This is a genomic window from Neorhizobium sp. LMR1-1-1.1, from assembly GCF_040675795.1.
Taxonomy (GTDB): Bacteria; Pseudomonadota; Alphaproteobacteria; order Rhizobiales; family Rhizobiaceae; genus Neorhizobium; species Neorhizobium cellulosilyticum.
In genome coordinates, this window is sequence record NZ_JBEGHE010000025.1 from 364,388 (window position 1) to 388,566 (window position 24,179).

The window sequence follows — 24,179 nt, forward strand, 5'->3', positions numbered from 1 at the left end:
TCATTTGGTCCCATTTGCTCTAAGCGACCGCCACTCAAGCGTCAATGTGAATTGGCGTCAACCACGGTTGGCGCGGGAAGGAAGCATCAGCATGTCGAAGAGAAGGTCGGAAGCGCGGGGAAATGAGGATAAGGTGTGGGAACCGCTGAAGGACAGCACGGCCGACAAGCACGCTGCCGCCGCCCAGCCCAAGACGCCGCAGACGCAGTCGCCCTCCTATCGTCTTGCTTTTGCCGACGAAGAGTTCCTTTGCAGCAAGGAGCTTCGTCCTGTGCGGCTGCAGCTTGAACTCGCCAAGGCGGAAATGATCCTCAGCGAAAAGGGCATCGCATCGACCGTCGTCCTGTTTGGCGGCGCGCGTATTCCGGCGCCTGGCCAAAAGCCCTGGGCCGCCCATAACGAGACCCAGCACAACAATCTCCAGGCGGCTTCCGTCTATTATGATGAGGCGCGAAAATTTGCCGCGCTTTGTGGAGAATATTCGGCGAAGTTCGACCACAAGGAATTCGTCGTCGTCACCGGTGGCGGTCCCGGCGTCATGGAGGCGGGCAACCGCGGTGCGACGGAAGCCGGCGCGCCGACGATCGGTCTCAATATCATGCTGCCGCACGAGCAGGCGCCGAACCCATATGTGACGCCTGAACTCTCCTTCAACTTCCACTATTTCGCCATTCGCAAGATGCATTTCATGATGCGGGCAAAAGCGGTTGCGGTCTTCCCCGGCGGCTTCGGCACGCTGGACGAAATGTTCGAGGCCCTGACGCTGATCCAGACCAAGCGCATGGAGCGCATTCCGCTCATCCTGTTTGCTGAAAAATTCTGGCGCAGCATCATCAATTTCGAAGCGCTGGCCGATTTCGGCACGATCGCGCCGGAAGATATCGAGCTGATCAATTTCGTCGAGACCGCCGACGAAGCCTGGAAAGTTATCCAGGATTTCTACGAGAAATAAAAATAGAAGACCCGCCCCTCGGGGGAGAGGCGGGCCTTTGTCGACAACTGCCGGGCTAGTTCCGTTATGCGGGGGGGCGGGGAACTAGAGGGGGCGGTCCGGCAGGTCGTCGATGGAAATTACGCCGTCCTTGTTGGTGTCCATGCGGGCAAACAGCTTGTCGCTGGCAGCTGAAGCCTCGGTCTTGGTGATCTTGTTGTCACGGTCTTCGTCGATCATCCGGAAGAAGCGACCGCCGCCCATGCCGCCGTGGTGCTCGAAGCGGGCCTGGCGGAATTCACCGTGTCGGCCGTCATGGCGTCGATCGTCGCGGTCGGCATGTTCATGCCGCGGACCATCGCCATCCTTGCGCTCGGCATTTTCAGCCAATTCCGGGCGCGGATTATTCTTGGCGAACTCTTCTCGCTTGGCGATGCGATAGTCGACAAGCTCGCCGCGCGTGATGTTGCCATCCTTGTTGGCGTCGATCTGGTTGAACAGGGCCTCCTGGCTGGCGGCCATTTCCTCCTTGGAGATCTTGCCGTCCTTGTTGGTATCGGCGCTCTTCAAAAGGCGAACGAAGGTCACGTCCTTCATCATCGCGCCACGCATCATGGCGTGAGGGCCATGCGGGCCGCCGGGTCCGCGGTCAGGCCGTTCGGGTGCGGCGAATGCCGGGATTGCGGCTCCTGCGACCAATACGGCTCCGAGCGTCGCAATAACGATCTTCTTGGCGGTCATCGAGAGTTTCCTTCCCTTTTATTTCGATGACCTCAAGCTATGGCCGCCAAGCCCCGGCGACCACTTAAACTCCCGTAATGTGGATGAATTCTTTGTAATGCTGGACTAGGGCTTCAAGCCTCAGCCCTGCACGATCCCCTTCAGGAATGTGGCGAGATCATCGGTCACGTAATCGATGTGATCGTCCTCGTCGGAAAACGTCTCCCAGCGCTCGATCAGCACGTCGTCGAGATTGCGCGGCGTGAGCAGAACGGTACGCATGCCGAGCGCCTTGGGGACGGTGAGGTTCCGCGGTAGGTCTTCGAACATCGCGGCATTCGCCGTGTCTACCCTATGGAGGCTGGCGAACTTGTCATAGGTCTCGCCCGCCGGCTTCGGCACATAGCCTGCCGCCACGATATCGAAAATATCGTCGAAATTGTCGAGGATGCCGAGCGCGCGGGCTGTCGCTTCCGCATGCGGCACGCTGCCGTTGGTGAAGATGAATTTTCGGCCCGGCAGCGCCTTGATTGCTTCACCCAGTTCCGGGTTCGGGACCAATATCGAGTAATCGATCGCATGCGCTCTTTCCAGAAAACCGTCCGGATCGATGCCGTGGTTCAGCATCAGGCCCTGCAGCGTCGTGCCGTGCTCGTGGTAATAACGCTTCTGCACCGCGCGTGCTTCGTCTCGCTCCAGCTGCAGCAATTCCTGCACATAGGCCGTCATGTTTACATCGATCTGCGCGAAGAGATTGATGTCATGCGGGTAGAGCGTGTTATCGAGATCGAAGACCCAATCGCGGATCCTGGAAAAATCGGTAGCGTCGGCGGAAGTCTTGGGTTTCTTGTCCATATCCCGCTTATGCACTGCCTTGCTGATAAAGAAAATCGAAAAGGCGACGGCTCGCTGCCGCTTGCGGCTTGGCGGCAAATCTGCCCGCATGATACCGGCTGAGAGATGGAACTCTGGATCCCCATCACTATTGCCGCGGCCTTCCTGCAAAACCTGAGGTCGGCATTGCAGAAGCATCTTCAGGGCAGGCTTGGCACCCGTGGCGCGAGCTTCGTCCGCTTCGGCTATGGTTTCCCGGTGGCGATCCTCTATGTCGTCCTGCTGCACCAACTCGCAGGCTTTGCAACCCCTCAGGTCAACTGGACCTTTGCGCTGTGGGTGGTGATCGGTGGCCTGGCGCAGATCTTTGCCACCATCATGCTGGTCCATCTCTTTTCGCTCAGAAATTTCGCTGTCGGCACGGCCTATTCGAAGACCGAGCCGGTTCAGGCGGCGATCTTCGGCTTCATCCTGCTCGGCGAAAAGCTGACGGTTGGCGCGATCGGCGCAATCATCACCGGCGTCATCGGCGTGATGCTGATCTCGATGGCGCGCATGCCCCTGTCATGGAAGAATACCGTCACGGCTCTCGCCAGCCGCACTGCGCTTGTCGGCATCGCTTCCGGTGCTGTCTTCGGCATTTCTGCCGTCGCCTATCGCAGCGCGTCCCTGTCGCTCGATGGCCCCAATTCGATCATGCAGGCGGCAATGACGCTTGCCTGCGTCACGACCTTCCAGACGATCTTCATGCTGGTCTGGATGGCATGGAAGGACAAGGGCGAGATCGTCACGGTGTTGAAGACATGGCGCTCTTCATCGATGGTCGGCCTTGCCAGCGTCTTTGGTTCGGCCTGCTGGTTCACCGCCATGACACTGCAGCAGGTGGCCTATGTCCGTGCGCTCGGCCAGATCGAACTCGTCTTCACCTTCATGGCCTCGTATTTCCTCTTCCACGAGCGGATCAACCGTATTGAAGTGATCGGTTGCCTGCTGATCGTGGCGGGCATTCTCGGGCTTCTGGCAGGCTGAAACGAAAAAAGGCGCCTTGCGGCGCCTTCATCATTCGATCCCGTGGGGGATCAGGGCACGATCAGCGTGCCGGCGCCGCGTTCGGTGAAGATCTCGAGCAGCACCGAATGGGCGGTCTTGCCGTTGAGGATGACGACGCCTTGGACGCCGGAGCGGATCGCGTCGATGCAGGTCTCGACCTTCGGGATCATCCCACCCGAAATCGTACCGTCCTTGATCAGCGCCTGCGCCTGCGCGACGGTCAGTTCCTTGATCAGGTTCTTGTCCTTGTCGAGCACGCCCGGAACGTCGGTGAGGAACAGCAGGCGGGTTGCATGCAGCGCACCGGCAATCGCACCCGCAAACGTGTCGGCATTGATATTGTAGGTCGCGCCGTCGCGGCCCGGAGCGACCGGTGCGATGACCGGGATCATTTCGGACTTGGCAAGCAGGTCGAGCAGCGTGCGGTCGACCTCGACCACTTCGCCGACGAAGCCGAGATCGAGCACGCGCTCGATGTTGCTGTCGGGATCGATGACGGTCTTCTTCGCCTTTTCGGCGAAGACCATGTTGCCGTCCTTGCCGCACAGGCCGATCGCCCATTCGCCGGTCTGGTTGATCAGCGCGACGATTTCCTTGTTGATCGAGCCGGCAAGCACCATTTCGACGATCTCGACCGTCTTGGCGTCGGTGACGCGAAGACCGCCTTCGAACTTCGATTCGATGCCCATCTTCGTCAGCATCGCGCCGATCTGCGGGCCGCCGCCATGCACGACGATCGGGTTGACGCCTGACTGCTTGAGAAGCGCGATATCGGCGGCGAAAGCCTTGCCAAGTTCGGTGTCGCCCATCGCGTGGCCGCCATATTTCACCACGATCGTCTTGTTCTCATAGCGCTGCATGTAAGGCAGAGCCTGAGCAAGGAGTTTGGCCTGGAGTTCGCTGTCCGACGTCGTCATGAAAATCCCTCACATCAAAGGTGGGGCGCTTTTAGCGCAAGTTTTTGTCAGAAGGAATAATCACTACAAAGTTTTCGGAATGATCGCGTCGTGGCCCTGCTGTCTTTATGACGCATTGCGCAGGCGCGTTACCCACCGTTTAGTGATGCCGGGCGTGTTGACAGAAGACAACGAGAAGCCGACCCTGTTTTGGTGTTCGTGCATTGTTTGCGTACCCAAATAAAAAGACACAGAACACACACCGGAAAAAGATCGCGCGACTTATGACGACTCCGAACCAGAGCGAAAGTGACCGTTCACGAGATCAAGTTCTCGCGGGCGAATATGTGTTGGGCGTATTGCCTCCCGAGGCTCGCCGGGGCATCGAGGAGCGTATGGCCCGCGATCCCTCTTTTGCGGCAACGGTCCGGCGGTGGGAAGACAATCTTTCGGATTACGACGAGCCGTATAACGATCCCAAAGCGCGACTTAGGCTTCAGGCACATTTTCCGATTCTTGTGTCAAAGAGAAGCTTCAGCCGCGAACTAGCCGTTGCAGGAAGATGCTGGAACTCGATTAGCTTCTGGCGTGCAATGTGCGTGATGTTGGTTTTCGGTATCGTGACCTACGCGGCTTTCCAGTCGGGATGGCTTGCACTCTGAGCATGCCCGCCGGCGTTTAGATTGTCAGCGTTACGGCCTCGCCAATCGCAGCTCGCAACTCGTCCAGCCCCTTTCCTTTCTCCGATGATGTGGAAAGAACGAACGGATACGCGGCCGGACGTTTACGGATCTTTTCCAGCGTTTCCTCGATCAGCTTCGGCACGGCCGGTTCCTTGATCTTATCGGTCTTGGTCAGCACGATCTGATAGGATACGGCGGCCTTGTCGAGCAGGTCCAGAACGTCGTCGTCGTTTTTCTTCAGTCCGTGGCGGCTGTCGATCAGCACATAGACGCGTTTCAGCGTCGCACGTCCGCGCAGATAGTCGAAGACGAGTTTCGTCCAGTTATCGACCATTTCCTTCGGCGCCTGCGCATAGCCATAGCCCGGCATGTCGACGAGAGCCATTGGCGGCAGGTCGCCCTCCTGACCCGAATATCCATCCGGTACAAAATAGTTCAGTTCCTGCGTCCGACCGGGTGTGTTGGAGGTTCTCGCCAAGCCTTTTTGGCCAACCAGAGCATTGATGAGCGATGATTTGCCCACGTTGGAACGACCTGCGAAGGCAACTTCCAGAGGGCCTTCCGGCGGCAGGAACTTCATCGAAGGCACACCACGGATGAAGATCCAGGGGCGACCGAACAGAGGCTTGTCGTTGGTGGTCATTCGTTTTTCTATCTCTGCATCTTCTGGAAAATAGATCGCATCCGGGTTTTGGCGTCAGATGTCAAGCATCTCGGGTGAGATGCGCCATACCGCCCTCAAAAGAAAACCCCGGTCGATGCCGGGGTTTTGCTGATTTACTTGCTTGTCGCAGGCTTTCGTTTGAATAGGCCCTTGAGATTGTCGAAGAGCTCGATCTTGGCACCATGGCGCTTCATGATCACAGCCTGCTGCGTGACTGACAGCGTGTTGTTCCAGGCCCAGTAGATCACCAGACCGGCCGGGAAGGATGCCAGCATGAAGGTGAAGACGAGCGGCATCCAGTTGAAGATCATCTGCTGCGTCGGATCAGGCGGCGTCGGGTTCATGCGCATCTGCAGGAACATCGTGATGCCCATGACGAGCGGCCAGACACCGATCATCAGGAAGTGCGGCACGTCGTAGGGCAGAAGACCGAACAGGTTGAACAGCGAGGTCGGGTCCGGCGCGGAAAGGTCCTGGATCCAGCCGAAGAACGGTGCATGGCGCATCTCGATCGTGACGTAGATAACCTTGTATAGCGCAAAGAAGACCGGGATCTGCAGGAGCACCGGCCAGCAGCCGGCGATCGGGTTGATCTTCTCTTCCTTGTAGAGCGCCATCATTGCCTGCTGCAGCGCCATGCGGTCGTCGCCGTGCTTGGCTTTCAGCTCTTCCATCTTTGGCTGCATGCGCTTCATGTTGGCCATCGAAGCATACTGCTTGCTGGCCAGCGGGAAGAAGATCAGCTTCACGACGATGGTCGTCAGAAGGATCGCAACACCGAAATTGCCGACGTGACGGAAGAAGAAGTCCATCAGCTGGAACATCGGTTTGGTGATGAAGTAGAACCAGCCCCAGTCGATAAGGAGGTCGAAATGCGGGATCTTGTATTCTTCGGCATAGCGGTCGACGAGCGGAACGCGCTTGGCGCCTGCGAAAACCATGTTCTTCAGCTCAGTCGATTGGCCGGGCTGAATGGTCAGCGCATCGCTCTTGTAGTCAGCCTGGTAGCGCGGCTGGCCATCGGTGAAGTGGGTGAATCGGCCTTCATAAGGCAATGCCTGCGGCGGTACGATCGTCGCGGCCCAGTATTTGTCGGTAATGCCAAGCCAGCCGCCGGTTGCCTTGGCGCTCGTGACTGCATCTTCTTCGACGTTGGAATAGGTATGCTCGCTCAGGCTGCCGTCGGAACCGAAAACGCCGAGGAAGCCCTCATGAATGACCCATACGGACGGCGTGACCGGCTTGTTGTTACGGGTGATGCGGCCATAGGACGAGAGCGTTACGGCTTCAGAGCCCGGGTTCTCGATCTTGTCCGATACGGTGATCATATAGTGATCATCGATCGAAATCGTCCGGTTGAACACGATGCCCTTGTCGTTGGTAAAGGAAAGCGTCACCGGTGTGGTCGTGGTCAGCTTCTGGCCGCTGGTGAGTGTCCACTTCGTGCCGGGACCCGGCGTCTGTCCGCTCGTGTCGCTGCCGATGTAGCCGATTTCGCCGAAATAGCCTTCCTTGGTATCGGAGGGCGAGAAGAGCGTGATGAGCGGGCTCGAGTCATCGACGGTCTCGTGATACTCGCGCAGCTTCAGGTCGTCGAAGCGCGCGCCGGTCAGGTTGATCGAGCCGGAAACGGCCGGAGTGTCGATTTCGACTCGCTCTGACTTGGCAAGCGCCTGTTCGCGTGTCGCGGTCGCTTCGGCCTGACCTGCACCCGGAAGGTTGCCGGTCGTCGCGGTAGCACCGGCGTTTTCCGGCGAGGGGGTCGGGTTTTGCGCGGCTTGCTGCTGCTGCAGTGCCTGCTGGGCTTCAGCGGCACGCTGCTGCGCTTCCATGCGCGGGTTCATATAAAGGAACTGCCAGGCAAGGACGATGACGACCGATAGGCCGATCGCGATGAAGTAATTTCGGTTTTTTTCCATCATGCTTTCCTGGAGGAGGTTCCTGAGACAGACTTGGGCTTTTGCCTGCCTTCAATCCGTGCTGCAAGTTGTTCGGTCAAATTTGAGAAGGAAATGCCGAGCACCTCCCTGCGCGCGACGATCACATAGTCGTGTCCATTTTCCATTGCAAATCCGGCGGATTTGCGCACCGCTTCCTTCAGGCGCCGGCGCATCCGGTTCCGCTCGACGGCGTTTCCGTGCTTTTTGGTAACGGTGAAGCCGACACGTGGCGGCTCATCGGGCTGCTTGCGGTCGAGAACTTCAAGGAGAAAGGTTCTCCCGCGGCGTGCTTCGCCTTTCCGAACAGCAAGAAACTGCGGCCGGCTTTTCAGCCGCCCGACAGTGTTTTTCTTGTCTTTACTCGTCGTCACTGCCCGGTCCGGGCAAGTCGGCCGTTAGGCCGACAGACTGGCACGGCCGCGTGCGCGACGAGCCGAAAGAACCTTGCGGCCACCCTTGGTAGCCATGCGGGCACGGAAACCATGACGACGCTTGCGAACAAGCTTGGACGGTTGGTAGGTACGCTTCATTTTTTTAATGCCGCGGTGTGCGGCCCTTCTTGAAGATTGCCTCTATCGAAGCAAGAGCGTTTCGGAAAATGCGCTGGCATGCGGATATGCAGGTTGCGAGCCGCTGCCTGAGCGCGCGGGCATATAGTTCAGGTTAAGCCCGAAAGTCAATCCGCAAGCCCCGGATGACCGGAAAGCCGCCGTTTTGCCATCCATTATTTAAGCGATTGCGAATGCAATTATTAATATAGTTCGCGTCAGGCGTAGTTTCTTTGGTTGTGTTTTTGGCGAAGTTTTTTCTATGTTGTGGGCAATGGCTCAAGTCGTGAGAAAATATATCGCGAAATAAGTCATGCGAGCGGGAGAATTTTGCTTGCGCGTCTAAAGTCGGGTGGTGCTTTCGATCAGCCATTATTAACGATTTTATGCTAATTTTCACAGTCATCAAGAATAGCGGCTGATCTTGGCGCTGTTCTGGTGTCTTTGGAGGGCGTTACCGTGAAAATTGGAGTAAAGATCAACCTTCTCGTAGGGTTGATGAGCCTTGTCGCATGTGCAATTGCCGGATTGTCGGTATTCGCGGTGAGCGAATACCATGACAAGCAGAGCGCCTACGCTAATATCGCTGATCGCGTCTACAAGGGCGAGCGGCTCAACCGCCTGGTGACCGCGGTGGTTATGGACGCTCGCGGTATGTATGCGGCGAAGGATGTCTCATCCGCCAAGCCTTTTGGTGAAGGCGTGACGAAAAGTCTCGCCGACATGGAAAAGCTGATTGCCGATTGGGCCGCTGTCGTTCCAGCAGCGCAGAAGGCGCAATTCGACAAGCTCACGGCAGGTTTCACAGAGTTCAAGGCATTCCGCACCGAAACGGTGCGCCTCGGCGCGACTGAAGGGCCGCAGGCTGCCAATGTTCAGGGTAACAACGACGCCAACCGCGCAAACCGCAAAGCCTATCAGGGGGAGATCGACAAGGTCGTTGCCTCAGATGTTGCCGAACTGGACGTGTTAAGCGCAGAGATGACGTCCTTCGGTAACCTGATCTTCTACTCCGTTCTTCTCGTTGCCATTCTCGGTGTCGGCGGTGGCCTAGGCTTTGGCCTTTATCTTGGACGCAGCCAGATTAGCGGTCCTATCCTTAAGCTGACATCTTCGATGGGGCGCCTTGCTCACGGTGATTATGATGCCGCCGTGCCATTTTCTGGCCGCAGGGACGAAATTGGCGACATGGCCGCAGCCGTCGAAGTCTTCAAGACGAACGGCCTGGAAGTTGCCCGCATGACCGATGCCGAGGCGGGTTTGAAGGCAAAGAGTGACGATCTGCAGACGCGTATGTCTGCCGTTGTCCAAGCTGCAGCCGAGGGCGATTTCACCTGTCGCATTGATAAGCAATGGGGTGTCGAAAGCCTTGACCGTGTGGCCCGCAATATCGACCAGCTCGTCAAAAGCATCGATGCCGGGGTATCGGAAACGCGCCGCGTCGTGAAAAGCCTTTCCGATGGCGATCTCACCGACAGCATGCGGGGAGATTTCAAGGGCGCGTTTGCCGAACTGCAGGAAAACGTCAACGGTACGATGCAGACGCTTCAGTCCACCATGGGTAAGGTGCGCAATGCCACCGGCGCCATGAATGACGGCGCGTCCGAACTGAGCAGCGCCGCTAACGATTTGTCGAAGCGCACCGAGCAGCAGGCGGCAGCCCTTGAAGAAACGTCGGCCGCTCTCGATCAGATCACCTCCGTCGTGAGGACCTCGACCGAGCGGGCCAATGAAGCGACCACCATGGTCGGCGAGGCGAAGGAAAGCGCGATCCAGTCCGGCGCGGTCGTTCGCAATGCCATTGAAGCGATGGGACGAATCGAGCAGGCCTCGCGTGAGATCGCCCAGATTACCAATGTGATCGACGAGATCGCGTTCCAGACCAACCTTCTGGCTCTGAATGCGGGTGTGGAAGCGGCGAGGGCCGGGGAAGCAGGCAAGGGCTTTGCCGTCGTCGCCCAGGAGGTCCGCGAACTCGCACAACGCTCCGCCAGTGCGGCGAAGGATATCAAGTCGCTGATCGGCAAGTCAGGCGAGGAAGTGGCAGGCGGCGTTCAACTGGTTCAGAAGACCGGAGCAGCCCTGTCAGAAATCGAAGCGCGCGTCAGCCGCATCAATGACCACATCCATTCGATCGCCGTGGCATCGAAGGAGCAGGCGACCGGTCTTGCCGAGGTAAATACCGCGGTCAACCAAATGGACCATGTCACCCAGCAGAATGCCGCCATGGTTGAAGAAAGTTCTGCTGCGACCAGCAAGCTATCTACCGAAGCCGACGCACTTTATCATCTTGTATCGCACTTCAGGATTGCCGAGGAAGATAGCCGCTTGCCTCGTCTCGTGCCGGCCGAAGCCTCTCATCGCCCGCAAGCTTCCCCGGCAAGAAAACTGACCGCAGCTCTCAGCCGTGCCTTGGGCGGAGGTGGCTCGGCCAAAGCAGCGGCAAGCGTTGCTGATTGGGAAGAATTCTGAATTCCAGCCTGAACATTACCGAAATTTAAGGCGGAGGCGGCTTTTGCCTCCGCCTTTTGCGTTTGCGCGGGGTGTTCAAATCTTGGTGACGCGGTAAAATGGTCGCATACACGCGGAGTTGAAACCCGTGGCTGAAATTGGAGATCCGTATGGATAGCGAGGTTCACACCTCGGAACAGCAGGGGACATGGCCGGACGGCGCCGGACCGGAGCCGATGCCGACCATCCTGCGCGGTCTTTCCGGGCGGTTGCTCTGGCTGACGGTCATATTCGTCATGATGGCAGAAATCCTGATTTTCATGCCGTCAATCTCCAGCATGCGCATGAACTGGCTTCGTGATCGCCTGGATACTGCCGCCGCGGCGGGCATCGTGATCGACGGGTTGCAGCCCGCCGAATTGCCGCGCGCCGTGCAAGACGACACGCTGCTGGCGACCGGAACAAAGGTCATCGCGTTGCGCAAGGATGGAACGTCCCGGCTTCTGGCCGCAATCGAGGTTCCGCCGGAGATCGATGCCCAATACGATCTTGCTCACACGTCTCTGCTAGGCTCGATGCGTGATGCGCTGGATACGCTTGTCTTCGGTGGCAACCGGGTGATGCGTGTTTTCGGTCCGGTTGGTGAAAGCGATATGATCATCGAACTGGTCATGACTGATAACGCCCTTCGCAAGGATATGCTGATCTACTCGAAGATGATGTTTCTCATCTCCTTGCTGATTTCGTTGATTACGGCAGTGCTTATCTTCCTCGCGATCAACCGTATGATGATTTCACCGATCCGGCGGCTGACGCACAATATGCAACTTTTTTCAGAGCGGCCCGATGACCCTTCCCGGGTTTTCTCCGCCGATCGTTCTCGCGGTGAGCTGGCCGTCGCAGGGCGGCATCTTGCAGCAATGCAGGTCGAGCTTCAAAGGACGTTGAAGCAACAGAAGAACCTTGCCGATCTTGGTCTGGCTGTATCGAAGATCAATCACGACATGCGCAACATCCTTGCTTCCGCTCAATTGATGTCGGACCGCCTGACGGATGTCGAAGACCCGATGGTCAGAAGTTTTGCGCCAAAACTGCTACGCACCATCGACAGGGCCGTCGGATACACCAATGAGGTCCTAGCCTATGGTCAGGCATCGGAAGCTGCCCCGCGCCGCCGACGGGTAAACCTGACCGACCTGTGCCAGGAAGTGCGTGACATGCTGGCCATCGATCCTGACTCGGGCATAGAATTCGTCGAACAGATCTCGGAAGGCGTGGAGGTCGATTGCGACGGGGAGCAGATTTTCCGTGTGGTCCACAATTTGTGCCGTAACGCCGTCCAGGCGTTGCTCACGCATGATGCCAATGATCCGAAAGCTGTGCGGCGGGTCACTCTGACGGCACATCGTCTCGGCAGCGTTGTCAGCATCACCGTTGATGACACCGGGCCGGGCATGCCGCGCAAGGCGCGGGAGAATCTCTTCTCGGCCTTCAGGGGCTCTGCACGTTCTGGCGGAACAGGGTTGGGGCTGGTCATTGCGCGCGAGTTGGTGCTGGCGCATGGCGGTACGATCGCGCTCGTTGAAAAACCAGGTCCGGGCACGCAATTCCGTATCGAAATTCCCGACCGTCCGGTCTCTTTGGAGGACTATCGCGCCAGGGCGTGAGTAATTATTATTTGAAAACAACGGCTTGATGAATTTACGAAGATAAAATGACATCAAGCCAGGGAAAATCGCTTGCAATCCTTCTCGGCACCCTTTAGAGGATCGCCACGCCAGCGGAACACACCGCTGACAGACGCACCCGTAGCTCAGCTGGATAGAGCACCAGACTACGAATCTGGGGGTCAGGAGTTCGAATCTCTTCGGGTGCGCCATTCTTTTTTCTTTGAAATACCGATGCTATTGCATGCGGCAAAGAGTTCCTCCGCCTGACGCAGTGTATTTCGCTTCATTCAGCTCCCTGTGAAAATTCCTCTCGTTTCTCCCTCTGCCCGATGGGCAGAACACACCGCGTGCGCTATCCAGAATAGACCTGTGAATCAGTCAGCTTGTTGCAGCAGTTTCAAGCGGCTTTTGTCTGTTCGGAGTCGGATGTCATGAGATGGAAGCGTACGATCCAGTTGCTGGATGTTCATGCGGAAGGCGAGATCGGCCGTGTGGCGATCGGTGGCGTCCCGAAAATTCCCGGCAATACCGTCGCCGAGCAGCTTGAATGGATGAATTCCGATCCCAAGGGGCAGGAACTGCGCCGCTTCCTTTGCCTTGAGCCGCGCGGCACCCCGATCGGTTCCGTCAATCTTCTCCTGCCGCCAAAACATCCGGATGCGGATGCTGCCTTCATCATCCTGCAACCGGATCAGGCGCATGCAAGCTCGGGCTCCAATTCGATCTGCGCCACCACGGCTCTTCTGGAAGCCGGTATCGTCGAGATGAAGGAACCGGAAACCGTCGTCACGCTGGAAACGGCGGCCGGCCTCGTACGGGCTGTCGCCACTTGCCGCGACGGCCGGTGCGAAAAGGTGAAGCTCACAATGGTCCCGTCCTTCGTCCATGAGCTGGACGTGAAGCTTCAGACGCCGGAATGGGGCGAGATCACGCTCGACATTTCCTATGGCGGCATTTTTTACGGTCTCGTCGACGTATCCCAGATCGGCCTCACCATCGAAAAGAAGAATGCCGCTTCCCTCGTGCAGGCCGGCATGATTTTGAAGGATCTGATCAACCGCCAGATCCCTGTGGCGCACCCGGAAATCCCGGCAATCTCCGGCGTCGCTTATGTGATGTTCCGCGATACGGAAGCCGATGGCACGGTGCGTACCTGCACGACCATGTGGCCGGGCAGGGCTGATCGTTCGCCATGCGGTACAGGCAACTCCGCCAATCTGGCAACGTTGCACGCCCGCGGCAAGGTGGCGGTGGGTGATATGTTCCTGTCACGATCGATTATTGGGACGCAGTTCGAAGTGGGACTTTCCGCCGAAACCGAGGTTGCGGGAAAGCCCGCCATCATCCCGACCATCGCCGGTCGAGGATTTACCTTCGGCCTGCATCAGGTCGCACTCGACCCGTTCGATCCGTTGGCCGATGGTTTTGCAATGACCGACGTTTGGGGACCTTCCGCCGGCGAGATAATCTGATCTATCAGATCTCGCTGCCGATCTTGGCAGGCGCTTCGACATCACCTTGTTTCAGCACCAGCGAGCTTACGCCCTCCACGCCCTGCTGGTTGGGAGCAGGCACAACACCCAGTTCTTGGAACTGCATGTATTTGGAAGCGCCGAACATATCGCCTTTTTCTGCAGCCTGACGATACATTTCGGCAGCTTTTTCTGCATTGGCCGTAATGCCTTCGCCAGTCTCATACATGATGCCAAGGTTGATCATCGCGTCAGTATTGCCGCGCTGCGCAGCAAGATCGTACCAGGCGATTGCGGTCTGGTCGTCGGCCTCCAAGAGTTGGCCTTCGTCATAGATGGCACCGATATTAAACGCGGCAGTGTCATCCCCGTCAGCGGCAGCCTTCTCGAACCATTGAAGCGCCTTGTCGACATCCGGCTGCGTGCCCAGACCATCGCGATAGGCAACGCCGAGATTATAGGCGGCAAGTGTATTGCCGCTGTCGGCAGCCTGCTGATAATACGCAAACTCCGCCTTGTCGTCGCCGAGACGACCCATAAGCATGCCATAGTTCACCATGGCAGCCGCGTAACCATCCTTTACCGCCGTGCTGTAGGCACTCATCGCCTGATCAGGCTGGTCGACGCTATTGAGCGCGCGGCCCAGCTGATACGCGAAACGCGGGTTCCCTGTCGTATCGAAAGCGATACGGCATGCCTGAACGGCCTGATTTCCTATGTCGGCAATGTTGACAGGCGCAAAATCGCCGTTGCGCTGTTGGTCGTAAGGGCTGCCTGCCAGGCGATCGCAATCACCCTGCTGCGCCGAGGCAAGAAGGAGGTTGTTGCGCTCGGCAGCACCAGGTGAGACAGTCAGCGCGAGAAGCGCGACAGCGGCACCTGTGGTAATCGCAAAACCCTTGTTGACTTTCAGAGTCCGGGATTTCATTGTTCGCTCCGACTCAAAACACTTTCAGATTGCTTAATGAACGCAGCACTCGTGTGCTTGTTCCGCGTATTCGCATCGAGTGTCCTTTCAGAGCCTCTGTAATCCGCACGATTTCGTGAAGTTTAGCGTGATATTGTCGGCATCGATTGGATGTTCCGGTGTTCTCGGAATGGGCGTGAGATTGTCTTTGCGTCTGCTTTGATGTTAAGCGGGATCGGCATCCCCAAAACACTTAGCGGAACAGCTCCATGAAAACGCTCCAGATTCGCCGCCCCGACGATTGGCATCTCCATCTGCGGGATGGCGCAGTGCTGGAGGGCGTGATCGGCGATACGAGCCGTCACTTTGCCCGTGCGATCATCATGCCGAACCTCGTTCCCCCGGTCGTGACCACGACCGATGCCACAGCTTATCGCTCACGTATCATGGCTGCCCTGCCGCAAGGGCATAGGTTCGAGCCGCTGATGACCCTCTATCTCACGGAGCATACGAACCCGGATGATGTGGAGGAAGGCAAGAAGAGCGGTCTCATTACTGCCGTGAAGCTCTATCCTGCGGGCGCCACGACCAACTCCCATGGCGGCGTGCGTGATCTGGAAAAGGCCATGCCGGTTCTCGAGCGCATGGCGAAGATCGGCCTGCCGCTTTGCGTGCATGGTGAGGTCACGACGCCCGAAGTCGACATCTTCGATCGCGAGGCGGTGTTCATCGAGACGGTGCTTGATCCGCTGCGCAAGCGGCTTCCGGAACTGAAGGTAACGATGGAGCATGTCACCACCTCGGACGGTATCGACTACATCAAGTCGTCCAAGGCGAACCTTGCAGGCTCGATCACTACGCATCACCTGATCATCAACCGCAACGACATTTTGGTCGGCGGCATCCGCCCGCATTATTACTGCCTGCCGGTCGCCAAGCGCGAGAGCCATCGCCTAGCCTTGCGGGCCGCTGCGACATCCGGGGACCATCGTTTCTTCCTTGGCACAGATTCCGCGCCGCATGTCGACCCGTTGAAGGAATGTGCCTGTGGCTGCGCCGGCATCTATACTTCGGTGAACACGATGAGCTGCCTTGCCCATGTTTTCGAGCAGGATAATGCTCTGGAAAAGCTGGAAGCCTTCGCATCGCTGAATGGTCCGGCATGGTACGGGCTGCAGCCGAACGAAGAAAAGATCACGCTTGAGAAGCAGGACGTGCAGGTCGAGTTTCCTGCAAAATGTGATACCGGCGCCGGTGCAATCACCGTGTTCGATCCCGGTTTCCAAATCTTCTGGAATGTCGTGGACTGAAATTACTGGTTGTTTCTGCCGGTTTGATATTTATTCGAGTTGTAGCTCTCCAAAGGTAACACTTTGGAGAGATTCTCATCTTAGCTTCTGCTCGCATATTGAATAAATCTTCGAAGAGAATTCCGGCATGATGCTTGACTATCAGTCTCTTCTGCTTGCGCTTGGCGTTTCCGCCGCATGCCTGATGGTGACCTTGTTTGGCACCTGGTTTTCCCGTCGAACGGATTCTTTTCTTTTGACCCTGGCCATTTCACTATGCCTGGTGGTGGCCGGCATTGCTGTCTACAGCACATTCTCTTCTCAATCGGGTCTCGCTCCCGCTGCGATAGCCTATGCGCTGTTCATGATCGGCTTTTCCACTATCTACGCTGCTTCGGTCCAGTTTCGTATTGGAATGTCACCCTGGCGGTTGGCCGGCACTCTGTCATTTGTCAGCCTTGCCCTTGGGATGCCGCTAATTCTCGCAGGGCTCGACGGGCTCGGCCTGATCATCATGAATGTCCTGACGGCCACCCTTCTTGTCGGCACGGGGTGCCAATACTGGACGGCACGCAAAGAGGCTCCTGGTCCTTTGCTTGGCATGGTCATTCTCTATTGCGTCAGCGGTTTCTCCTTCGCCCTTTGTGCCGGTGTTCTTATTGCGGATGGCCGCATGAGCCTAGGCGAACCGCCGGTAAACTGGGCGGAAAACTTTAATATCGGCATCTGCATTGCGGGCATGACCGGCATTGGCGCCTTGTCGCTGGCGCTTCATCAGTGGCGCATGGCGGCCCTTCACCGGCATGAAGCGATGACGGATGCCCTGACTGGCCTCATCAATCGTAGAGCATTGTTTGATCAGTATGGCGGACGCAAGCTGAATGCATCGACCGCCGTGATCGTCTTCGATATAGATAGGTTCAAGTCGATCAACGACCGGTTTGGCCATTCCGCGGGCGATGAGGTTCTAAAACTCTTCGCGCAGGACATGCTGTCGGAAATGATTGCCGAGGGGGCGGCAGCGCGGCTGGGAGGCGAAGAGTTTGCCATGGTTGTCGGCGAGGTCATGCCCGGCCGGGCCGAAAGGATCGCCAATGCAGTACGTATGCGTTTCGCGGCACGTGATATCTTCATCGATGGAAAGCTTGTTCGCTGCACGGTCAGCGGAGGTGTCTCTGTCGGCACCCCGGAAGGCCAACCGTTCGAAACCGTTCTGAGCCTTGCTGATGGCGCCCTTTATGAAGCAAAAGGCGCCGGGCGCGATCGGGTCGAAATCGCATCCTATCTCCGATCCATCCACCCTGCGCCTGACAGCCGCACTTCAGCCTGAAAATTTCATCGCCTAATCTATCCGCTGGCGTATCTGACACCATGCTGCTATTGCGGCGCGTGGTTTGAAGCAATGTCCAGCGAAAATCTGCAGCAGTTTCGCGTTCGGACTTGCGAATAAAGAAAAGCAGCGATCAAGGAGCGGGCGCATGATCCAGACCACATTTACCGACCGGAACGTAATGGCCGAACTGATGGCAAAGATGCTCTGGGAAATCGGAGCCGTGCATTTCAGCGCCGACAAGCCCTACAAGTTCTCCTCCGGCATGATGAGCCCCGTCTATATCGACTGCCGCAAGCTGCTTTCCTTCCCGCGTGTTCGCTCCACCATCATGGATTTTGCCGCAGCCACCGCTTTGCGCGAAGCCGGCTTTGAGAAGTTCGATTGTATCGCAGGTGGCGAAACTGCGGGCATTCCGTTTGCTGCCCTTCTGTCCGAACGCCTCGGTCTGCCGATGATCTATGTCCGCAAGAAGCCCAAGGGCCACGGTCGTGCATCGCAGATTGAAGGCCATCTGCCGGAAGGTGCTCGTGTCCTCGTCATCGAGGACCTCGTCACGGTCGGCGGCGGCATGTTCACCTTCATTGACGCCATCCGCGCGGCAGGCGGCGTGGTTGACCATGGTATGTCGCTGTTCTTCTACGACATGTATCCGCAGGTCGCTGAGCGTTTTGCCAATGGCAAGGTTCAGTTCAATTACATCGCCACATGGCGCAACGTTTTGGCTGTTGCCCGTGAGCAGAAGCTGTTCGACGAAAAGACCTTTACGGAAGTCGAATCCTTCCTCGACGCGCCATTGGCGTGGTCGGGTCGCAATGGTGGCGTAACTGAGCTTTCGCTCTAGCAATGATATAAAAGCTCAGGTATCGATGGGCGAAACAATGATCTCGGGAGGAAATCGATGATCCTGTGCTGCGGCGAAGCTTTGATCGACATGTTGCCGCGTGAGACGACGCTCGGCGAACCGGCCTTTTCGCCCTATGCCGGTGGCGCCGTCTTCAATACGGCCATCGCACTTGGCCGTCTGGGTGTCCCGACGGCCTTCTTCACCGGTCTTGCCGATGACATGATGGGTGACATCCTGCGCGAGACGCTGCGCAAGAGCAATGTCGACTTCAGCTATTGCGCCATCGCCTCGCGGCCCTCGACCATCGCTTTCGTCAAGCTGGTGAATGGTCATGCAACCTACGCCTTTTACGACGAAGGCACCGCTGGCCGCATGATCACCGAGGCCGACCTACCGGCAATCGGAGACGAATGCGAGGCGCTGCATTTCGGCGCAATCAGCCTGATCCCCGAACCCTGCGGCTCGACCTACGAGGCGCTGATGCTGCGCGAGCATGAAAAGCGCGTCATCTCGCTCGATCCGAACATCCGCCCCGGCTTTATCAAGGACAAGGCGGCTCATCTCGCCCGTATCCGACGCATGGCCGCCATGTCGGATATCGTAAAATTCTCGGATGAGGATCTCGCCTGGTTCGGCCTGGAAGGCGACGAGGATACGCTCGCCCGCCACTGGCTGCATCACGGCGCAAAGCTCGTTGTCGTCACCCGCGGTGCCGAAGGTGCTGTCGGCTATACGGCGGATCACAAGGTAACGGTTCCGAGTGAACGGGTGACGGTCGTCGATACGGTCGGCGCCGGCGACACATTCGATGCCGGTATTCTCGCGTCGCTGAAGATGCAGAACCTGCTGACCAAGGCCCAGGTCGCAAATCTGACCGAAGACCAGATTGCTAAGGCACTCGCCCTCGGCGCCAAGGCAGCTGCCGTGACGGTTTCGCGGGCCGGGGCAAATCCACCCTTTGCAAACGAGATCGGGCTGTAATCGAGCCTTCCGCAGCGAATAAAAAAGCCCTCCGGAACGTCCTTCCAGAGGGCTTTTTGTTTGATTGTAACGAGCTTACTTCTTCAGGCCAGCCAGCGTCTTCACCAACCCTTGCGTCGATGAATCGTGGCCGGCAGCACTTTCCTTGCCTTCCACGACCGGAAGCAGGCCGGTTGCCAATTCCTTGCCGAGTTCCACACCCCACTGGTCGAAGGAGTTGATGCGGAAAAGCACGCCCTCGACAAAGACTCGGTGCTCGTAAAGCGCCACGAGGCGGCCGAAGGCAAACGGCGTCAGCTTGTCCTGCACGAAGGTGATCGACGGGCGGTTGCCGGTAAACACGCGGTGTGGCGCGATAAAGTCGGCTTGCTTGTCCTCCATACCCTTGGAGGTCAGCTGGGCTTTCGCTTCCTCGAAAGTACGGCCCTTCATCAGCGCTTCCGACTGCGCCAAGCAATTGGCGATCAGCAGGTCGTGCTGATGGCGCAGCTCCGGCTCGAACCCGTTTGCCGCGATCATGAACTCGGCCGGAATGATGCTCGTGCCCTGGTGGATCAGCTGGTAGAAGGCGTGCTGGCCGTTGGTGCCGGGCTCGCCCCAGACGACCGGGCCGGAATTACCCTCGACCGGCGTGCCGTCGATCGTCACGCCCTTGCCGTTCGATTCCATGTCGAGTTGCTGCAGATACGCCGGGAAGCGGAGCAAGCGCTGGTCATAGGGCAGGATCGCGCGGGTCGGGTAACCCAGGACGTTGCGATGGTAGAAACCGATCAGACCGAGTAGCATCGGCAGGTTTTCGCGAACCGGCGCCTCGCGGAAATGCTTGTCCATCGCATGTGCGCCATCGAGAAACTTGCCGAAATTCTCCGGTCCGATGGCGAGCATCAGCGGCAGGCCGATAGCCGACCAGATCGAATAACGGCCGCCGACCCAGTCCCAGAAGCCGAACACGCGGGTCTGATCGATGCCGAAGGCCGCGACCTTGTCGAGCGCGGTGGAGACCGCGCAGAAGTGATGCTCTACGGCGGCATCGCCCAGCTTGTCGGCAATGAACCTGCGGGCCGTGGCCGCATTGGTCATCGTTTCGATCGTTGTGAACGTCTTGGAGGCAACGATGAACAGCGTCGTCTCCGCATCGAGCAGCTTCAGCGTATCGGCAATATGCGCGCCATCGACATTGGAAACGAAATGCGCGCGCGGGCCGTCATGGTGAGGAGCGAGCGCCAGCGTTGCCATGACCGGGCCGAGGTCCGAGCCGCCAATCCCGATATTAACGACATCGGTGATCTTTTTGCCGGTTGCGCCTTTCAAGGCGCCGGAACGGATGCCGTCGGCAAACTTGCCCATCGCCGCCAGAACGGAATTGACGTCCGGCATGACATCCTTGCCGTCGACCAGAACCGGCGTGTTGGACCGGTTGCGTAGCGCCGTATGCAGCACTGCGCGGTCTTCGGTGAAGTTGATGGCGACGCCGGAGAACATCTCCTCGCGCTTCTTCGCCACGCCGCCGGCATCGGCTAGCTTCTCAAGCAGCGTAAGGATTTCCTCGTTCACCGCGGTCTTGGAATAATCCATGGTGAGATCATCGAAGCGGGCGCTGAATTTTTCGAAGCGGCCCGCATCCCTGGCGAAAGCGGCACGAATGTCCGTCGCCTTGGTAGCGTCTGCGGTTGCCTTGAGCTCTTGGACGATGGTCTGCATGATTTCCTCGCATTCTGCAGAATGATGCAGGGGAACCTATTCGCTTTCTTGTTCAAATCAAGCGTCACCGTTGCGTCTTTTGCGTAACGGCTCAGTCAATTGTCCATTTCACTGGCCGACGGCCGTCTCCACCGTGTTGCCGACTGCCTGTCCGAAACGTCCGACCTGATCGTTATAACTGCGCCGGGTTGCCGGGTCGAAGATCGCAATCGGCGTGCTGACCGCGACACTCGCTGCGCCGCCCACGGTTTGCGCGGTGCCGAGCGCCACAGCCCCTAGTCGTTCGCCAAGCCCGACATCGCTGTCGGTCACGGTCTGCCCTGCAATCAGCCGGTTTCCGATCAGCTTCACCACTTCCGGGCTTTCGGCGAACTTGCCATGGTTCAGCCTGTCGCCGCCCTTGAGCTTGGTCAGGTCCAGCACAACGATGCCGGCTTTCTCGAATTCGCTGCGATACGGCTCGACAGTCGGGTCGACCTGGCCCAGCCGGTCGATATTGCCGGAGATCCGCCGGGACAGGCTGAGAGCCCGGTCATCCTGCGATACGAAAAGGGTGAAGTGCGGGTGCTTGGGACCAAGCTCGGCAAACTGCCGGCCGAACACGTCGACATCGAGATCCGGCGAGGCCAGAATGACGTTCTGGATCTTGGGCGCCACGCGACCGTCGCGGATTGCCATTTGGCGCAGCGCCTCGACCGTGAGCCAGGACCCCATGGAATGCGCCATGATCGTCACTTCGCCGACCGCAGGATCGGTAGAAAGCTGACGCAGCATGTTCTCCAGCGCATCGCGGGAATAGTTGGTGCTTTCCTTGTCGTAGTTATAGGCAAAGATGCTGCCGCGCGACGGCCAGGTGAAAAGTACCGGCGCCACGTCCGTATTGGAATCATGAACAATCTGCGCAAAGCGATAGACGGCATCCTCGTAGCGATTGTTGAACCCGTGGACAAAGACCATCACCCTGCGGCTCTTGGGCAGGTTATGATGCAGCCAGTTGCGCGCACCGCCGATCTGCAGCGGGGTGACCGAAAGCGTGGCGAATTCCTTGGCGGGGTTGGCAGGAAGCTTTTTCGGCCATTGCACCTGACCCACTTCACGTGCGCTGTCGGGCGGTATCGAAACCTTGATTTCAGTGACGGAGGGTTCTCGTCCGCGTTCACCGGAGAACAGGATGCCGGGCGCTTCGGTCGGCTTGCGGGTTGTCGCCACCAGCACATCGACGGTCGAGGTATCGGGAACGGACGCAGTAGCAGTCGGAATGAGCACGCCTTCGGGCCTGCCGGCGCAGCTCGAAAGCGCAGCGACGAGCGAAGCAACGGCAATCAGGCGAAACGAAAATCCGGCACGGTTTTGCAAGCGAACTCCAACAGCTTTTCCCGGCACCACAGCTCGTGAGTAGTTGAGCGCGAAGGTGCCGTCCACTGCTAAACGGAGGAGATGACAGCGACAAGTCACTCTTGGTTCTGACCTGTCGCCGTGTTGCAACGGCGCTGGAGCAATGCCAGCAAAAGTGGAAACCGGTTTTGCGTCCGGAATTGCGCGGAAATAAGGTGCTTACCGCAACTCCCGCCGCAGGATCTTGCCGACATTGGATTTCGGCAGCAGATCGCGGAATTCGATGACGCGCGGCCGCTTGTAGTTGGTCAGGTTCGCGGCACAATGGGCCTTGAGATCCGCCTCGCTCAGGTTCGGGTCCTTCTTCACCACAAACAGTTTCACCGCCTCGCCGGAATTCGGGTCGGGAATGCCGACTGCTGCACACTCCAGCACGCCGGGATGCATCGCCGCCACTTCCTCGACCTCGTTGGGATAGACGTTGAAGCCGGAAACCAGGATCATGTCCTTCTTGCGGTCGACGATTTTGACATAGCCCTGGCGGTCCATGTAGCCCATGTCGCCGGTGCGGAAAAAGCCGTCCGGCGTCATCACCTTTGCGGTTTCATCCGGCCGGTTCCAATAGCCCGCCATCACCTGTGGGCCGCGAATGCAGATTTCGCCCACATCGCCAAGTTCGACATCATGGCAGTCATCGTCCCGGATCGCAATTTCGGTCGACGAGACCGGCAGGCCGATCATGCCGGAAAATTCCTTGGTATCCAGCCGGTTGGCGGTCGCGACGGGAGAGGTCTCGGAAAGTCCGTACCCTTCCGTGATCGGGCAGCCGGTCATTGCCAGCCAGCGCTCGGCGACCGGCCGCTGCACCGACATGCCGCCGCCGAAGACGAGGATCAACGACGAGTGGTCGAGCTTCTGGAAGTCGGCATTGTTCATTAACGCATTGAACAGCGTATTCAGTCCCGGAAAGATGTGAACGGGGTGTTTCTGTAATTCCTTGACGAAGGCCGGGATGTCGCGCGGATTGGCGATCAGAAGGTTATGGCTGCCGGTCGCAACCCCCATCAGCGAATTCACCGTCAGTGCGAAGATGTGATAGAGCGGCAGCGCGCAGAGGAACTGCAGCTGCTCCGGGCGCGGCTTGTTGAGGAAGGCGGTTTCCAGCCATGTTCCCATCTGCTCCTTGTTGGAGAGAAGGTTGGCATGGGTGAGGATGGCGCCCTTGGATACGCCGGTTGTTCCGCCGGTATATTGAAGAAAAGCGACATCATGCGGGCCGACGTCAATCGACCTCAGCGTCGTTCCTGCGCCTTCATTGAGTACGGTCCTGAAGCTGGAATGGCCGGGCAGCGACCATGCCGGTACCAGCTTCTTCACCTTGCGCACGACCAGATTGACGATATGCCCTTTGACGCCCAGCATGTCGCCCATCGTCGCAACGACGACATGTTTGACGCTTGTCGCCTTCAACACCTGCTGCGCGGTTGCGGCAAAATTCTCCAGCAGAAACAGCGCTTTCGCACCGGAATCCTTCAGCTGATATTCAAGCTCGCGCGGCGTATAGAGCGGATTGACGTTGACGACCACCAAGCCGGCGCGAAGAATGCCGTAGACGATCACCGGGTTCTGCAGGACGTTCGGTAGCATCACCGCCACGCGGTCGCCCTTCTCCAGGCCCTTGGCCTGCAGCCAGCAGGCTATTCTGCGGCTTTCGGCCTCCAACTGGCGGAAAGTCAGCGATTTTCCCATGCTGGTAAAGGCGGGCCGGTCACCATAACGGGCGCAACTCTCCTCGAAAAGCTGCCCGAGCGAGCGATGAGCCAGCGGTTGAATCTCTTCGGGCACTCCGGGCGGATAGGACTTCAGCCAGATCTTGCGCGGGTTCGTCGGGGCTCTCGCCACCTGTTCGTTCATGAGAGCATCCTCCATG

Annotated in this window: 21 protein-coding genes and 1 tRNA gene; 11 read left to right on the top strand and 11 right to left on the bottom strand. The window is 58.2% G+C overall.

Annotation, left to right across the window (positions count from 1 at the left end):
- Window positions 1-91: 91 nt before the first annotated feature.
- Entirely contained in the window at window positions 92-952 is an 861-nt protein-coding gene (locus tag MRBLMR1_RS14960; RefSeq protein ID WP_183684935.1) for an LOG family protein, read from the top strand.
- An 84-nt stretch (window positions 953-1,036) separates the two neighbouring features.
- On the opposite strand, the gene MRBLMR1_RS14965 is transcribed toward MRBLMR1_RS14960, so the two are convergent.
- Window positions 1,037-1,672, bottom strand: a complete 636-nt coding sequence (locus tag MRBLMR1_RS14965) for an EF-hand domain-containing protein (RefSeq protein WP_148148349.1) — start codon at window positions 1,670-1,672, stop codon at window positions 1,037-1,039.
- Window positions 1,673-1,792: 120 nt separating this feature from the next.
- Window positions 1,793-2,506, bottom strand: a complete 714-nt coding sequence (locus MRBLMR1_RS14970; protein ID WP_148148348.1) for a pyrimidine 5'-nucleotidase — start codon at window positions 2,504-2,506, stop codon at window positions 1,793-1,795.
- A 105-nt stretch (window positions 2,507-2,611) separates the two neighbouring features.
- Between MRBLMR1_RS14970 and MRBLMR1_RS14975 the strand changes: the two genes are divergently transcribed.
- On the top strand, window positions 2,612-3,514 hold the full coding sequence (locus MRBLMR1_RS14975) for a DMT family transporter (protein WP_148148347.1): 903 nt from the start codon (window positions 2,612-2,614) through the stop codon (window positions 3,512-3,514).
- Between the two features lie 50 nt (window positions 3,515-3,564).
- Here the strand turns inward: MRBLMR1_RS14975 and argB are convergent, their stop codons facing one another.
- Entirely contained in the window at window positions 3,565-4,452 is an 888-nt protein-coding gene (argB, locus tag MRBLMR1_RS14980; protein WP_148148346.1) for an acetylglutamate kinase, read from the bottom strand.
- Window positions 4,453-4,715: 263 nt separating this feature from the next.
- On the opposite strand from argB, the gene MRBLMR1_RS14985 reads away from it, so the two are divergent.
- The gene (locus MRBLMR1_RS14985; protein ID WP_148148345.1) at window positions 4,716-5,093 is read left to right on the top strand and encodes a hypothetical protein; all 378 of its coding nucleotides are present in this window, start codon (window positions 4,716-4,718) and stop codon (window positions 5,091-5,093) included.
- A 16-nt stretch (window positions 5,094-5,109) separates the two neighbouring features.
- Here the strand turns inward: MRBLMR1_RS14985 and yihA are convergent, their stop codons facing one another.
- The 4 genes from yihA to rpmH all read right to left on the bottom strand — a co-directional run bounded on the left by yihA (window position 5,110) and on the right by rpmH (window position 8,248).
- On the bottom strand, window positions 5,110-5,757 hold the full coding sequence (gene yihA / locus MRBLMR1_RS14990) for a ribosome biogenesis GTP-binding protein YihA/YsxC (RefSeq protein WP_210297746.1): 648 nt from the start codon (window positions 5,755-5,757) through the stop codon (window positions 5,110-5,112).
- 134 nt (window positions 5,758-5,891) lie between these two features.
- On the bottom strand, window positions 5,892-7,697 hold the full coding sequence (gene yidC, locus MRBLMR1_RS14995; protein WP_148148343.1) for a membrane protein insertase YidC: 1,806 nt from the start codon (window positions 7,695-7,697) through the stop codon (window positions 5,892-5,894).
- The gene (gene rnpA / locus MRBLMR1_RS15000) at window positions 7,697-8,089 is read right to left on the bottom strand and encodes a ribonuclease P protein component (protein WP_148148342.1); all 393 of its coding nucleotides are present in this window, start codon (window positions 8,087-8,089) and stop codon (window positions 7,697-7,699) included. Before rnpA ends, yidC begins: the two co-directional genes overlap by 1 nt.
- Before the next feature lie 24 nt (window positions 8,090-8,113).
- Window positions 8,114-8,248 carry a 50S ribosomal protein L34 gene (rpmH, locus tag MRBLMR1_RS15005; RefSeq protein WP_112458319.1) on the bottom strand — a complete coding sequence of 45 codons (135 nt, stop codon included), beginning with the start codon at window positions 8,246-8,248 and terminating at the stop codon, window positions 8,114-8,116.
- A 477-nt stretch (window positions 8,249-8,725) separates the two neighbouring features.
- Here rpmH and MRBLMR1_RS15010 point away from each other — a divergent pair, with 477 nt between their 5' ends.
- The 4 genes from MRBLMR1_RS15010 (at window position 8,726) to MRBLMR1_RS15025 (ending at window position 13,859) form a co-directional block, all read left to right on the top strand.
- A complete protein-coding gene (locus MRBLMR1_RS15010) occupies window positions 8,726-10,738 on the top strand; it encodes a methyl-accepting chemotaxis protein (protein ID WP_148148341.1) in 2,013 nt (670 codons plus the stop codon).
- Window positions 10,739-10,887: 149 nt separating this feature from the next.
- A complete protein-coding gene (locus MRBLMR1_RS15015; RefSeq protein ID WP_148148340.1) occupies window positions 10,888-12,384 on the top strand; it encodes a sensor histidine kinase in 1,497 nt (498 codons plus the stop codon).
- Between the two features lie 135 nt (window positions 12,385-12,519).
- A tRNA-Arg gene (locus MRBLMR1_RS15020) sits at window positions 12,520-12,596 on the top strand.
- Between the two features lie 222 nt (window positions 12,597-12,818).
- Entirely contained in the window at window positions 12,819-13,859 is a 1,041-nt protein-coding gene (locus tag MRBLMR1_RS15025) for a 4-hydroxyproline epimerase (protein ID WP_148148339.1), read from the top strand.
- 4 nt (window positions 13,860-13,863) lie between these two features.
- Here MRBLMR1_RS15025 and MRBLMR1_RS15030 read toward each other — a convergent pair whose 3' ends face one another.
- Window positions 13,864-14,787, bottom strand: a complete 924-nt coding sequence (locus tag MRBLMR1_RS15030) for a tetratricopeptide repeat protein (RefSeq protein WP_148148338.1) — start codon at window positions 14,785-14,787, stop codon at window positions 13,864-13,866.
- A gap of 248 nt (window positions 14,788-15,035) precedes the next feature.
- On the opposite strand from MRBLMR1_RS15030, the gene pyrC reads away from it, so the two are divergent.
- The 4 genes from pyrC to MRBLMR1_RS15050 all read left to right on the top strand — a co-directional run bounded on the left by pyrC (window position 15,036) and on the right by MRBLMR1_RS15050 (window position 19,213).
- Window positions 15,036-16,076: a dihydroorotase gene (gene pyrC, locus MRBLMR1_RS15035; protein WP_148148337.1), complete on the top strand. Its 1,041-nt coding sequence runs from the start codon at window positions 15,036-15,038 to the stop codon at window positions 16,074-16,076.
- A gap of 127 nt (window positions 16,077-16,203) precedes the next feature.
- On the top strand, window positions 16,204-17,385 hold the full coding sequence (locus tag MRBLMR1_RS15040; protein WP_148148336.1) for a GGDEF domain-containing protein: 1,182 nt from the start codon (window positions 16,204-16,206) through the stop codon (window positions 17,383-17,385).
- A gap of 148 nt (window positions 17,386-17,533) precedes the next feature.
- Window positions 17,534-18,229: an orotate phosphoribosyltransferase gene (locus tag MRBLMR1_RS15045; protein ID WP_148148335.1), complete on the top strand. Its 696-nt coding sequence runs from the start codon at window positions 17,534-17,536 to the stop codon at window positions 18,227-18,229.
- A gap of 57 nt (window positions 18,230-18,286) precedes the next feature.
- Window positions 18,287-19,213, top strand: a complete 927-nt coding sequence (locus MRBLMR1_RS15050; RefSeq protein ID WP_148148334.1) for a carbohydrate kinase family protein — start codon at window positions 18,287-18,289, stop codon at window positions 19,211-19,213.
- 75 nt (window positions 19,214-19,288) lie between these two features.
- Here the strand turns inward: MRBLMR1_RS15050 and pgi are convergent, their stop codons facing one another.
- The 3 genes from pgi to MRBLMR1_RS15065 all read right to left on the bottom strand — a co-directional run bounded on the left by pgi (window position 19,289) and on the right by MRBLMR1_RS15065 (window position 24,163).
- A complete protein-coding gene (gene pgi, locus MRBLMR1_RS15055) occupies window positions 19,289-20,914 on the bottom strand; it encodes a glucose-6-phosphate isomerase (protein ID WP_500065177.1) in 1,626 nt (541 codons plus the stop codon).
- 108 nt (window positions 20,915-21,022) lie between these two features.
- On the bottom strand, window positions 21,023-22,270 hold the full coding sequence (locus MRBLMR1_RS15060; protein WP_148148332.1) for an alpha/beta hydrolase: 1,248 nt from the start codon (window positions 22,268-22,270) through the stop codon (window positions 21,023-21,025).
- A 198-nt stretch (window positions 22,271-22,468) separates the two neighbouring features.
- Window positions 22,469-24,163 (bottom strand): long-chain fatty acid--CoA ligase, encoded by a 1,695-nt coding sequence (locus tag MRBLMR1_RS15065; protein WP_148148331.1) that lies wholly within the window; start codon window positions 24,161-24,163, stop codon window positions 22,469-22,471.
- Window positions 24,164-24,179: the final 16 nt, after the last annotated feature.